At 42.4% G+C, this 14,444-nt stretch carries 5 protein-coding genes, 1 tRNA gene and 1 pseudogene; 4 read left to right on the top strand and 3 right to left on the bottom strand.

The features are described 5' to 3' along the window. Positions 1-421: 421 nt before the first annotated feature. On the bottom strand, positions 422-631 hold the full coding sequence (locus L4C33_RS00735) for a cold-shock protein (protein ID WP_137375363.1): 210 nt from the start codon (positions 629-631) through the stop codon (positions 422-424). 368 nt (positions 632-999) lie between these two features. On the opposite strand from L4C33_RS00735, the pseudogene L4C33_RS00730 reads away from it, so the two are divergent. Continuing rightward, positions 1,000-1,218, top strand: a pseudogene (locus L4C33_RS00730) (alternative ribosome-rescue factor A); the annotation flags it as partial. A gap of 74 nt (positions 1,219-1,292) precedes the next feature. On the opposite strand, the gene L4C33_RS00725 reads toward L4C33_RS00730, so the two are convergent. Next, positions 1,293-2,456: a threonine/serine exporter family protein gene (locus L4C33_RS00725; protein WP_428810572.1), complete on the bottom strand. Its 1,164-nt coding sequence runs from the start codon at positions 2,454-2,456 to the stop codon at positions 1,293-1,295. Positions 2,457-2,952: 496 nt separating this feature from the next. On the opposite strand from L4C33_RS00725, the gene L4C33_RS00720 reads away from it, so the two are divergent. Together L4C33_RS00720 and L4C33_RS00715 are read left to right on the top strand one after the other, a co-directional pair. Then, on the top strand, positions 2,953-4,296 hold the full coding sequence (locus L4C33_RS00720) for a transporter substrate-binding domain-containing diguanylate cyclase (RefSeq protein ID WP_428810573.1): 1,344 nt from the start codon (positions 2,953-2,955) through the stop codon (positions 4,294-4,296). A gap of 122 nt (positions 4,297-4,418) precedes the next feature. Continuing rightward, positions 4,419-4,493 (top strand) — tRNA-Gly (locus tag L4C33_RS00715). A gap of 97 nt (positions 4,494-4,590) precedes the next feature. On the opposite strand, the gene L4C33_RS00710 is transcribed toward L4C33_RS00715, so the two are convergent. Next, positions 4,591-4,716 (bottom strand): hypothetical protein, encoded by a 126-nt coding sequence (locus L4C33_RS00710; RefSeq protein WP_428810571.1) that lies wholly within the window; start codon positions 4,714-4,716, stop codon positions 4,591-4,593. Positions 4,717-5,069: 353 nt separating this feature from the next. Between L4C33_RS00710 and L4C33_RS00705 the strand changes: the two genes are divergently transcribed. After that, positions 5,070-14,444, top strand: a 9,375-nt coding sequence (locus L4C33_RS00705) for a VCBS domain-containing protein (RefSeq protein ID WP_428810570.1), incomplete at its 3' end; no start/stop codon positions are given.

The raw sequence follows: 14,444 nt of genomic DNA, 5'->3' as shown, positions 1-14,444 counted from the left end.
CTCATGAAGAGATAAATGAGTAAAATCATTGGGTCAGTTGTGCTCATAAATGGGGCAAGTGCTGAAGTACCATTGATTAGAGTGTTCCCTTTGAATACCACACACTTTGCTTACTCGCATGCAGCTGAGGATGTCGTTCATCTGGTCAATAGAAAAAGAGCGAGCTTGGGATTCACCTTCTTCTTATGAGTTTTGGAAAGTCGCTGAGCAACCTGACTTCTATGTTTTACGGTAATGATGGCTTTGTAGCGAGATTCACCACTAGCTAGAGTTCGCTTTCAAGACTATAAGATGCGATTGTTTATATTCTCGTAGGTTTACCAAAAGGGTAGGTTGAGGGGTACTAATCTAAATTGCCTTTCTGCAGACAAAAAAATAGCCAGCAGATGCTGGCTATTTTTAGAAAGCTTTAAATACTAAATTAAAGTACTTTGATGCTGTCAGCTTGTGGGCCTTTTTGACCTTGAGATACTGTGAACTCAACTTTTTGGCCTTCAGCTAGAGTTTTGAAACCGTCGCCTGTGATTGCAGAGAAGTGTGCGAATACGTCAGCGCCGTTTTCTTGTTGAATAAAACCGAAACCTTTAGTTTCGTTAAACCATTTTACTGTACCAGTAACTGTGTTAGACATGATAAATATCCTAATTATATTTTAGTTGTATTGCGCCGATTGTGGCACCGATAGCGTGGAAAAGTTGATTGCTATTGCGTACAACACAACGGGGTTACGAGTAATCCAGCGAAATGTTTATATACAAAGAAATTTCCTTCTAGCCGCTAACGAGTCTAAATCAATTCAACCAAGAGTCAACGAATAGTCACGAGGGAAATTAGATAAATTTGGAGGCCATCAAAGTTTTGAACCCTTAAATATCATGAGGTTACAATGGTATGACGTTTTTTATTAATTTGCGTTAAAATAACTTACAATAAATAGGCAGTTAATAAGATCGTAGGGTTATTATTAAGTAGCTTATAAATAAGAAAATGAGATTTGATATGAGTAAAAAGAAGCGAGACTTGCGGCTTACAGCAAGTGAAAATCAACCGGCTTTAGTTCAGCTAGAACATGATATACAGCGTGGAAAGATTCAAGATAATGCATTGAAAGCGGTCGTAACAAGCCAACTATTTAAAACTAGAGTAGTAAAAGCGAAAAAAGGGAAAGGGAGTTTTGAACGTAAAGCTAAACATAGAGGCAAAGAGCCCTATTCAAAAGCTGCTTAAATAGCGGAATTTGAATAGGGCTTTTTTATTCGTGGTTTTTAATTTATCTATAGCGCTTAATTACACTATCTTTCGACTTTAGGTGAATAGATAGAGTAGGCAGTGATTTGACCAGCGACGATAGCCGAAAACATAAACAACGCTGATAAACCAATACTAGGGATTGGTAAAATAGACTGCTCAAATACCGATTGGCTTGCGCTCACTAGAACGCGACTGCCAGGGACTAAAATGATGATTCCCTGCACGATGTAAATGGAGCCCGTTAAGTCCATTCGCTTCGCAATCCACGTACCATATAATGTGATCAATACGGTCGTTATCCAAGTACCAACAACCCATCCGCTATCAAAACCCAGGTAAAATGGCCCCCACATACCCAGAACTGCAACGGGTAAACCGAGCAAAATATCCATTGGGCGTGCATTGAATATCACCCCGATAGAAGTCGAAATTAAGAGTAAGCCTGATATGTGCATCCATGTCGGAACTTCATTGGTATACGAGATAGATTCGGCTTGTCCCCAAATGGCTTCACCAATGTTTAACCCCATCACAATGCCGACGAAGAGTTTGATCAAGGTGAGGGCACTTTGCCCAAGTAAGCTAGTTCCTGATACTAAATCATTAAACGCCAAGCACTCTAGCGCATTGGCTATTGAAAGTCCGGGGACGAAAAGAACAATGGCGGCAATACAAAGTGCCCAAACTGGAATAGGTAGGCCAGTACTTGCGAGGTACGCAACGAAAACGCCAGTTACAAGCGCCGAGATAAACTCCGCTGCAATAGCACGACGAGAGTGACAAACCTGCTGGCATAACCAAACCATCAATCCCAAAATGACTGAAAATCCAACTGCTTCAAGGGTACTACCGACTAGCATTAAATACGCTGGCGGAATGCCCATGTTTGCAAGAGCATTGACAAATTTTGAATAGCCTACAGGTTCAGGAACAGGTTCGCTGCTTGGTTGGTTAATTCTAATAATGGTATTTGCCAGCAAGCTCAAATTGATTGAAGCCGGTTTTAATCTTTTTAAAACTACTGCGTTATTGTCATCTGGAAATTGATAGTTAATAGCAGTCGGGGTCGCTTGAATCATTACATCGACACCGTGCTTGCGAGCGTAGTGCTGTGTGTACTTTTCTAGCTTGTAGGGAGCACAGCCACTTCTATGAAGAGTGTCGCCAATCTCTACAATTTTATTGATTCGGAACTGGGAAGGCATAGCAAATTACGCAGTACAAAAATGTGCCGCAAATGTACCAGAGCTAAAACCAATTGACGAGTAATTTACCCTCATAAAATAGGACTTTTTTACCATTTTTAGAATGATTCTTATTCTACAACTTACACATAGGTAATTTGTACTAAGCTATTTGTTAATAAAGCGGATAACTCCTTAGTTTATAAAATAATGTAGGACGTGAACTAATAGTTAGAGCAACATTGAACTAGCAGCTAAATGTGTTTAGAACAATCGCCATTATTGAAACGGTTTTCAGGTTTCCTACCGTTTTAATTTAGTTATCCAAAAATGTTTATTTAGGTAAATCTTGGATTGAATTGGTGTCGAACTCATTTCTTATTTAGTCACTACAGGATGCCTAAATTCGGGTGCTAACTTGTTCATGCGAACGGCAGTAGGATTTACCTCAGCCAGAAAAAGAATCTAAGACTATTGAGAGGCAGTAGTGTTTAACATTAAGTTAGTATCGGTGGTTATGGTAACAGCTGCATTACTCCTCTCTCTGGGAGTAAGTCGGGCTCATGATGACCACAAAATTGTGGTTGCGAACTCCAAAGCTTGGAAGCCATTTTCGTTCATAGATGAAAGCGGCCAGCCAAGTGGGATTTTAATCGATTTTTGGAAAGCTTATGCACAACAGTCTGGTGTTGATGTTGAATTTAGGCTGACCGATTGGAATGAGTCAATTGAACTCGTGAAAACGGGTGAAGCTGACGTACATGCGGGGCTTTTGTGGTCAGCTCCACGAGAAGAGTTTTTTGATTACAGTGATAGCCTGTTTTCCATTGATACACATCTATTTATGGTGCAGGAGTATGTAGGGACTGATTTGAACTATTTTCTGTCTAGTGATGAGAAAGCCACTGTCGGTGTTGTGAAAGGTGGCTATGAGCAATATTTCGCCGAGAAAAACTTTCCCAATTTGAACTTGGCACTTTTCCCCAATAACTCACTGATGATTGAATCGGCAATGGATGGAGAAACAAAAGCATTTATAGCAGACACTCAAGTTGCCAACTTCTATTTATATTCATCAGGTTCTAAAGTGAAAATGGTTCCTGTGATGTTTCTTTACTCTGGTGACATTAAGGTTGCAGTAGCCGAGGGAAATCAAAAATTATTGGCTACGGTTAACGAAGGCTTTTCGAGTTTAACTCGGTCTGATCGTGAGAAGATTTTGAGTAAATGGATGCACATCCAAACGGTTTACCCGCCTTACTTATTGCCTAGTGCTATGTTGGTTCTGTTCTTAATGATCGCTCTTTACGTATACCAACTTAAAAGTACGGTTAAAGAGCGTACTTTAGAACTTGAAAAAGCCAACCGAACGTTGAACCGAGTGGCAAATACTGATGAGCTCACGGGGATCAGTAATCGTCGTCATTTTATGAACCAGCTGTCGAACATCGATATAGGGTTAGCTTCTGTGACGTTGATGGTCTTTGATATCGATAACTTTAAGCTAGTTAATGACACGTATGGACATAATGTGGGCGATGTAGTTATTAAAAAAGTCGTCGAACGGGCAAAACTCTCACTAGATTATAAAGATTTGTTTGCCCGAATTGGAGGAGAGGAGTTTGCGATAGTCTGCTACGGGCTGGATAAGCAAGTCGCGCTCGATAAGGCACAAAGTATCTGTGATGGTATAGGTAAACGACCAATAGTGTTTGAGGAATTATCTTTAGCGATAACGGTCAGTGTTGGCTGCGCTTATTATAAAGTTCAACCAGAGGTGATTTTCTTGCACGATGCGGATCAATTGATGTATCACTCAAAAGAGACAGGAAAGAATAAAGTGNCATTACAACGCTATTAATGTGATGTGGTCGGCTAAAAAAAGCACGTAATGTTGGTTAAATAGCCGCTTAGACTAAAAATCTAAAAAAAAGGTTTCGTTTTCAGTTAGATGTGGCATTATCAATCTCGTTAAGACGATGTGCGTGCATCGTATAATGGCTATTACCTCAGCCTTCCAAGCTGATGATGCGGGTTCGATTCCCGCTGCACGCTCCAAGTTTATCTGAATCCCCTGTTATAAACTCTTTTTACAATATCCACAGTTCCAGCACTTTTTTCCAAACACACCTTTAAGATTGTTTTATCTACACGCTTAGCGCTGTTTTGCTTCGAAGTATTTAACCATACCCCAGCCAAGGCTCGAAATGACCGCAAGGCCAAATGCTAAAAGACCGAAGAAGATTACTGGGCCGTTTGTTCCAACGTTTACAATGTCCATTATTTTTCTCCTATATTTTTTACTAATATAGCAAAACAAGAAGAGTCAGGCATCCTTAAGACAGTTAGAAACTTAGCCTTAAGGATATGGACATTCCATTCAGAGTTGGACTTTCTACATTTATTTACTCTCAAGTTCTCATCATTACTCCTCGTTTTTCTTCCATCTTTATCTTTGATTCTCAAATTGAGAAACCCTTCTTCTCAATCTCGCTACATATACAATTTTTAATTTAAGATTATGATTATTAACACTTAATTTTATGGTGCATATCTTGCTTTATTAGCTTACCAAGCCTTGTTTCAAACCAATTTTGTAAAGGTTCAGGCGTCGTAGCTAAAAAGGAAGTCACTATGAATAACTTGATTCAGTTACCCGATGGATTACAAATTGCAGTTGATACAAATGGAAATGTTAAATTGCTTAAAGAAGGGGAGTTGCCAGCTGCCGGCGATATCCTCATCTCTAGTGATAATTACGACGTACTAGAACAAATTGGATTCGACAATATAGAGCCTTCTGACGATCAAGTAGCCCCCCTAGTTGATCAACAAGCTCTTTTAGCTCTTTTGGAACAAGGCTTGGATCCTACATTGTTCGAAGAGCTGGCTCCTGCCGCTAATGGTATCAATGGTAGTCGGCTGACCAGGGCTGAAAGTATCGAGCGTGACGGGAAAGAAGCGCAAGCAGAGACTTTGTTTGAAACCAGTGCAAGAGCAGAGCAATGGGATACGCCAGATCTTACCCTTTTCGACGATTTGCAATTTAGAAACACTAACCTGCCACCAGTTATAGCGGATGAAATTCGCACTTATCGAGAAGAGTCAGGGGCAAGCCTCATTGATGTTACCCCTCCTTTTGATTTAGATGATACCGAGTTAATTATCACAGTCACTGAGCTTCCTTTTATAGGGTTTGTCAGTCATTTGGATGGCACGCCAATTAATATCGGTGAGATCTTAACGCAAAGTCAGTTGGTTGAAGTTTGTTTCCACGCCCCAGATGATTGTGAAGACGGAGCTAGTGCGGGGAGTTTTGGTTACAGTGTTGATGATGGCTCAGGTGGAAGTAACAGCGTGCAACAAGCTAGTGTACAAATTTTATTGGAAGCCATTAATGATGCTCCTATAGCTTTTGATGATGAAGTTACCCTTGAAGAGAACCAAGTTCTTACGTCAAATTTACCAATATCCACAGATGTGGATGGCACCATAAGTCGCTACGAGTTGGTTCAGGCACCAGAGAAAGGTGCTGTGGTGCTAGAAAGTGATGGCTCTTATCGCTTTGATACTCTGGACGATTTTGATTACCTACCAGCTGATTCAGAACTTGATGTTACGTTCACTTATCTAACAGTCGACAATGAAGGTTTAGAAAGTGAAGTAAAAACGGTCACTATAACCATCATTGGTACTAACGATGCCGCAGTAATCGCAGGTGTTGATTCTGGTTCTGTTACTGAGGACAGTGATAACCCAACAGTTAATGCGGTCGGGCAATTAACGATTTCTGATGTAGATGGAGTACAAGAACAAGTATTTGAGCAAGGTAGTGTAACCAATGAAGCGTCTCATTTAGGGAGCTTGTCCATTGATGAATCTGGGGCGTGGGAATATGTCGTAGATAACGCGCTGATCCAATATTTAGGTGAAGGCGAAACCAAAGAAGAGTTGTTTACAGTGCAATCTGCCGATGGTACTGAACATAATATCGTGATCACGATAACAGGCACCAATGATGTTGCCAATATAACTGGGTCTGCTGCTGGGTCAGTTAAAGAAGATGATACGGTACCGAAATTGTCTACCACCGGACAATTATATGTATCCGATATCGACGGTGAAGATGAAGAAGCGTTTTTACCAAATACATTGATTAGCCCAGAAAGTGCGATAGGGCAGTTAACCATTGATGGGAATGGTTTATGGGTGTTTGAACTTGATAATGAATTGGTTCAGTACCTTCAAGAAGGCGAAACCATTACTCAAATTTATACCGTTCAGACTGTCGACGGAACAAGCCAGTCTATTACGATTGAAATTATTGGTACCAATGATACGGCTATCATTTCTGGCGATGACTCAGGCGGTGTGGTGGAAGATGATTCCGCCGTTTTAGTTGATACCGGATCTCTACGAATATCCGATGTTGATGGCACTGAAGAGGAAGAGTTTGATCCTGATTCTATTACAGCAAATGTTGGTGCTCTTGGAACTTTGGAAATTGATGCTAATGGGGATTGGACGTATCAAGTCGACAACAATCTGGTTCAGTATCTTGGGGAAGGTGAAACAAAAGTTGAAGACTTTACTGTTAGCTCATTAGATGGAACAGAGCACACCATTACAATCACTATCACGGGTGTGAACGATGGTGCGAGCATTACAGGTGATGCTGCGGGTGAAGTAACAGAAGACGAACATGCCACCACGCTAAGCAATTCAGGTGTATTGATAGTCAATGATGGCGACCAAAATCAAAACCTGTTTAATGTTGATAGCGTCGTAGCTGAAGAAGGTGCGTTAGGCTCACTCACCATCAACGAAAATGGTGAATGGGATTACACCGTTGATAACGGCACTGTGCAATATTTAGGTGAGGGTGAAACTAAGCTAGATACTTTTATCGTAGAAAGTATTGATGGTACCCAACACACCATTGAAATAACCATTACTGGGGTGAACGACACTGCTGTAATTACCGGAGAAGCCATTGGTGCTGTTATAGAGTCTGAAACAAGCACAACACTAACAGATACGGGTCTTCTTTCTGCTGTAGATGCTGACCAAAATCAGTCTGCATTTGACCCTTCTAAGGTTGTAGCACCGCTGGATGCGTTAGGTACGCTCACCATCAATGCGCTCGGTGAGTGGGAATACCGAGTCGATAATCAATCCGTTCAGTATCTTGGTGAAGGCGATACTAAGTTAGAATCATTCACCGTTTCAACTATTGATGGTACAGAGCACAGTATTGATATCACTATTACTGGAATCAACAATTCAGCGGTGATTTCTGGTGAAGCCATTGGCGACGTTGTTGAAGGCAGTGGAGGCGCAACACTAACAGAAGTGGGAGTGCTCGTCGCGACAGATGTTGATCAAGGTGAGTCGGAATTTGACGTCGACAGTGTGGTGGCGTCAGACGGTGTTTTAGGTTCGCTTACCATCGATAAAGAGGGTGCTTGGCAATATGAGGTATTGGATTCAGCTGTTCAATATTTAGGAGAGGGCGAAACGAAAACAGAGCTGTTTACCTTGACTAGTGTAGACGGAACCGAGAGTACAGTTACCATCACGATAACTGGTGTAAACGGCGTGCCTGTAATCAGTGGTGATTCACAAGGCGCGGTACTTGAGGATGAGCACCTAACAACATTAACCGATTCTGGTCGTTTAGTAGTTACAGATGAAGACCAGGGTGAATCGCTTTTCAATATCGATAGTGTGGTTGCTGAAAATGGAGTATTAGGGACGCTAGTTATTGATGGAAATGGCTACTGGGATTATCAAGTTGATAACAGCAAAGTACAGTATTTAGGCCACGCAGAAACAAAATTAGAACGTTTTACAGTAGCGAGTCTTGATGGAACAACCCATACCATTGAAGTCACAATAACAGGTGTTAATGATACAGCTGTTATTAGCGGTGATGCCATAGGTGAGCTTGTTGAAGATGAGTCTTTGGTAACATTAGAAGAAACGGGATCACTACGAGTGGTGGATGCTGATCAAAACCAATCTTCATTTAAGACGGACTCTATTACAGCAAGTGTTGGTGCTCTTGGATCTTTGGAAATTGATGCCAATGGTGATTGGACATATCAGGTAGACAACAATCTGGTTCAGTATCTGGGAGAAGGTGAAACCAAACTAGAAAGCTTTGTTGTTGAATCGCTTGATGGGACAGAACATACCATTGAGGTAACGATAACAGGAACGAATGACGCACCAAGCCTTTCGGGTAAAGTTTCAGATACGGTTAAAGAAGAGGACGCTTTAGAAGCAACGGGTACTCTAACCGCTTTTGATATTGATAATAATGCATCTCATACCTGGAGCTTACTTGGTGAAACTAATTCGACCTATGGTGAGCTTTCAATCGATCAGTCAGGCAACTGGAAATATGTGTTGGATAACCAAGCAGCCCAAGAACTGGGAGCAGGGGAATCTGTAGAAGAAATATTTATCGCTAGAGTGGATGATGGGCTTGGTGGAACGGCACAGCAGGAGATAGTCATTGAGGTTCTCGGAACCAATGATGCTCCGGTGATTTCCGGTGATAATAGTGCTCATACAGTTGAAGATTCAGTATTGATGACTGATGGTGTTCTTAGTGTTGCAGATGTTGATATCTCGGATCAGCATACTTGGTCTATTCAAGGCAATGGACAAGGAAACTATGGCTCACTTGTTATTAACCAAAATGGTGAGTGGGAATACACAGTAGACACCGCGGCAGTTCAAGCCTTTGAGCAGGGTGAGCTGTACTATGAGCAGACTTTTGTTGCTGTGGTTAGTGATGGAAATGGCGGCACCGATACTTATGACATCGATATAGATATCTTGGGGCAGAATGATGCGCCATCGATTTCAGGTCGTTCGACTCGGACCATTCACGAAGATTCAAGCAACAAATCTCGTAGTGGTACTTTGGTAACTGGAGACCCTGATGTAAATGAGTCACACACATGGGAGATCCTTGGTGACTCTGTCGGAGTGTTTGGTTCACTGTCATTAAGTTCGACGGGAGTTTGGACATACACTTTAGATACAACGACTCAACAGGCAAACAGTACTCAAGCTTTATCGTTGAACCAAACAGTAACTGAAGAGTTCTGGGTACAAGTGACCGATAAACATAACCAAGTCGATACGCAAAAAGTCGTAGTGACAGTTAAAGGTCGAAATGATGCGCCAGAAATTGATGGCGTAATCATAGGTAGTGTGACGGAAGACAGTGATTTGGTAATTACTGCCAATGGTCAGCTAAATCATAATGATGTTGATGGCTTAGACACTCATCAGTGGTCGCTGCAAACCACCCAAGGTCAGTACGGTTCAATTGACATTGATGTAAACGGAAAATGGACTTACACCCTTTCAAACAGTCACTCTACGGTTCAGGCGTTACTCCCATTAGAAAGTCTTTCAGAGACCTTTATTGTTAAAGTGACTGACGACAGTAACGACACCAATCAATCTAATAATCTGTCTCACACAGAAACTATCAGCATTACTATTTGGGGACAAAACGACGCCCCTACAATCACTGGTGCAACAACGGGAAGTGTCATTGAAGCGACGCCTGAGAAAAGCACAGTGACGGGCACTCTGCTTGCTATCGATACTGACACCAACGACACCCATACATGGGAAGTTATCGATGAAAACGAGGCAGGATTGAGTGATGGGCAATATGGAACATTAAGCGTCAATGATGAGGGGATGTGGTCGTATCAACTCGACAGTACACGTTGGAGTACACAGTCGATACCGCCAGGGGTGACTGAAGTCGATTCATTCGATATCAAAGTGACAGACATCAATGGATTAGAAGAAACGATCACCATTGATATTTCGGTAGCTGGGGTCAATACGGATCCCGACATCGTTCTCGGAGATACCCCAACCATTATTGAAGATGACCTTCAAAATCAAATTTCAGGAACGTTTGGCTCTGGCGATCCTGATATCGGCGACACTGCAACATGGTCAGTAGTGATGCAGGCAAGTTACGGTGACTTTTCTGTAAACGAGAACGGTGAATGGACGTATGCGCTGAATAACAGTATGTCTGAGGTTAATACGCTAGATGAAGGCGATAACCTGACAGATACGGTACAAATCAAGGTGGTCGATGCTTTCGGTAAAGTATCGATAAAAGAGTTTGAACTCAGTATTGAAGGGAATAATGACTCTCCAAGAATTCAGGGCGACGTAACGAAAACGATAGTAGAAGATGTTAACAGTTTTACTGGTCAACTCGATGATGGAGACCCGGACGCTGACGATCACCATAATTGGACGCCAAATAGTTTAGTCGGAGACTATGGCAGCTTTGTTATGACATCGACAGGAGCCTGGATATACCACTTAGATAATCAGCTTGAAGATATTCAAAAGTTAAACCCAAATCAGACATTAACGGAAACTTTTAGTGTTCAAGTTGAAGATAGTCAAGGCGCAACTGATAGCCGTGATGTAGTCATCACCATCAAAGGTTCTAATGATCTTCCAGTCGTAAGCGGTGACGTGGTCGGCACTTTTGTTGAGAACCAAGCTAGCCCAACGATCAACGGTAATATGGTCTTGTCTGATATTGATAATTTAGACACGCCAAGCTTTGTTGCTGGAGATTACGTGGGGAATTTAGGCCAATTAGCCGTTGATGATAGTGGTAGCTGGATATTTACAGCCCATGAAGACTTACTGGAATCGATGAAGCGTGAGGAAGTGGCTACAGAAACCTTTACCGTCGTTGCTGTGGATGACTTCTACGGTGTGATTACTCAAGATGTGACTATTAATGTTCAAGGCATAAATGATATTCCAGTGATTCATGGAGATGATTATGGAATGGTCATTGAAGATGGACATACCTTCGCTTCGGGTAGTTATGGACGAACTGATGGACAGTTACTTACCAGCGATGTCGATAAAGATAGCTCTGTTGTCAGTTGGGCCATTGAAGACGGAAGTATGTTTGGCAGTGCGGATTATGGGTTAGGGACATATGGGGTATTAACGTTAAGCAATAATGGTGAATGGATCTATGTACTAGACGCTAGTGATCAAGATACTCAAGATTTAATTGCGGGTGAAATTGGTCAGGAAACTTTCTATGTGTCAGCAACTGATAATGATGGAGGAACGTCGACGTGGCATGAAATCAACATCGATGTTCTTGGACAAAACGAAAGTGGTGGCGTGGGTGGAGGTGCAGGACCGTTAGACACGTTGAACACAAGTGTTACAGAAGACACACTCATCCAAGTTGATGGGATGGTACCTGTTTTATCGGGTAACAATAACATTACTTCTGTGACGCCGGTATCTGGCGGAGTATTTGGTTCCCTCATTGATGGTTCAGGGCAAAGTGGTGTCGCGGGACGACAATGGCAATATACACTCGATAACGACTCAGAGCTTGTTCAAAGCTTGGCTGATGGAGAAAGCGTTATAGAAACTTGGCAGATTGAAACGAACCAAGGCTATTACGTTATGGAAGTGACCATTATGGGTACTAATGATGAACCTGTGATCACTTTCACCGACAGTCAGCTTACAGGGCCAGCCTTAGATTCGGTCGTTCAAGTTGGAGAAGTGGCAGATAGCGTAGCACCACAAACTTCAGGGGTTCTTGGTGTTAATGACGCTGACAATAGTGACGTTCATACATGGAGTATTAATACTCAGGGTTCACCGGATCCGTTTGCCAATTCAAAACAAGGGGTTTATGGCGAAATAACCATAGATACAGATAGTGGTGCATGGGTTTATACCTTGTCAGACAACGCAGCAGTTAATGAACTGACTCAAGGACAAAGTGTCACGGAAACTTTTGAAGTTGAGGTATCTGACGGGTTAGTGACTGATACTCGAACAATCGAAATACTCGTGAAAGGTGCGGCAGAAGACGTTGAAATTTCAAATTCGGTGATTGAAACCATATCTGTTCAAGAAGATGTGGATGTTCAGGATATGGCTTCTGATGGCGTTATAACAAGCAGTGGTACGCTGGCAATTCCTGTTGGGCTTGGTTCTACCGTTACATGGACTCTTGTAGATGGCTTCGGCCAATACGGATATATCGCGGTCGCGGCGGATGGCACTTGGACATACACCTTAGATAACGACAGTAATGCCGTACAGTCACTACAAAAAAATGAACAAGTACAAGATGTCTTTACGCTATACGTTGTCGACGAAAATGGTAAAACCGTAGTCGACAATAACGGTGAACCTCAACTTTTAGAAATTGAAGTTAATGTTTCAGGCGATGAGGATGCGCCGGACATTACTGGGGTACTGACCGCTAATACCAATGCAAACAATACCTCGACTATAAGCGGAGCACTTTCTCCGGGAGATATTGATAATAACGATAGCCACACATGGACTGCCGTATCTCAATCTGGAGACTATGGAACATTCAGTTTAGACAGTCACGGAACTTGGTCATACGATCTTGATGAAAACTTGGCAGCCTTGATAGAACTTAATGGCCGAGACTCTTCACCATTGCAAGAAACCTTTACCGTAAAAGTGAGTGATTTGTACGGCTTAGAATCAGAAAAGGATGTCGTTGTAACAATCAATGGTGTTAATGAATCTCCCACTATTTCTGGCGATGTATCAGCGAGCTTTAGTGAGGATAACCAACTAACAAACACGCTCGAGCTGGTCGGCAATGATGTTGATAATGGGGATACCGTTACGTTTGGCGCAAAAAGTCTTAATGGTACATATGGATTATTCATCATCGATGCTTTCGGGGAGTGGAGTTACACTATCTATAACGACCAGCCTCATCTACAAGCGTTGGCAGAAGGAGAGGAAGTAACCGAAAGTTTTGTCGTGTTTGCAACGGATGATTTAGGTGAGGAAGTCAGCCAAGTGATTACTGTCTCTGTCACCGGTACTAACGACGCGCCTGTGCTGTCGGGTGATGCTCATGGGGTTGTTGATGAGGCTCCGGGTAGCAATGCCAGCGGTCAATTAGTCGCATCAGAAACGGATGGTGGTGACGCTGTCACATATTCAGTGGTGGGGCACAACGGTTTATACGGTGATTTAGTTGTTAACCRGAATGGGGAGTGGACATATCTAGTTNACGATACTGCAATGGCAGTTAACGCATTAGCTATCGGTGAAACACTCGTTGATACCATTCAAGTGCAAGCTGAAGATAATAGCGGCGACTTGTCTAATATCTTATTCGTTAATATCACCATTAACGGGACTAACGACGCTCCACAAATTGTGGCAGTCGCGACTTTACCCGTGATTGAAGGCGATCCAACACCAATCTCAGGAACATTTGATAGCGGTGATCCTGACTCGACTGATGAACACAAATGGACAGTGACAGAAAGTGATGCGAGAGGAGAACTCACCGTTGATTCGACAACGGGCGAATGGGAGTTTGAGCTTGATAGTAACCATGCCGGCATAGATTCATTAGCGTATGGAGAAACCTTACAACTTAGTTACATCGTTGAAGTATCTGATGATCAACAAGAGTCCGATTTAATCACCGTTGAGTTCGAAGTAACAGGAACTAATGATCTGCCAAATGTAGAGTTGGGAAGTAGTGTTGNATCGGGTGATATTAATGCAGATAGCCTAACGACATCAGCATCAGGCGAAATTACTGTTGTTGATGTAGATGCCTCAGACGCCCATTTATTTTCGTTAACTGGAGGTGTACAAACTCTGGTCGGCAATTTTGGTGAAATTAGTGTAGATGCCACGAGCGGAGCTTGGAGTTATCAACTTGATCTTGCAGAAGGCGTGTTACTCAAAGATGAAGTGGTCAGTGATACGTTTACGGNGTTCATTGATGATCAAAATGGTGGCACTGTCAGCCAGCTTATTTCACTCAATATCCAAGGTACAGATGACGCGCCAGTAATTACGGGATCTGCCTCTGGGCAGGTTAAAGAAGACTTTATCAACGAAGTTGCTGGGACGTTAAGTGCTTCTGATACGGAAACAGACAGTGAG

It is taken from the genome of Vibrio makurazakiensis (genome assembly GCF_050337375.1).
GTDB classification, from domain to species: domain Bacteria; phylum Pseudomonadota; class Gammaproteobacteria; order Enterobacterales; family Vibrionaceae; genus Vibrio; species Vibrio makurazakiensis.
This window is presented reverse-complemented; position numbering and strand designations above follow the sequence as displayed.

Coding starts and splice junctions, on each gene's coding strand:
- L4C33_RS00735 (WP_137375363.1), bottom strand. CDS start 631: ATGTCTAACACAGTTACTGGTACAGTAAAATGGTTTAACGAAACTAAA.
- L4C33_RS00710 (WP_428810571.1), bottom strand. CDS start 4,716: ATGGACATTGTAAACGTTGGAACAAACGGCCCAGTAATCTTCTTCGGT.
- L4C33_RS00725 (WP_428810572.1), bottom strand. CDS start 2,456: ATGCCTTCCCAGTTCCGAATCAATAAAATTGTAGAGATTGGCGACACT.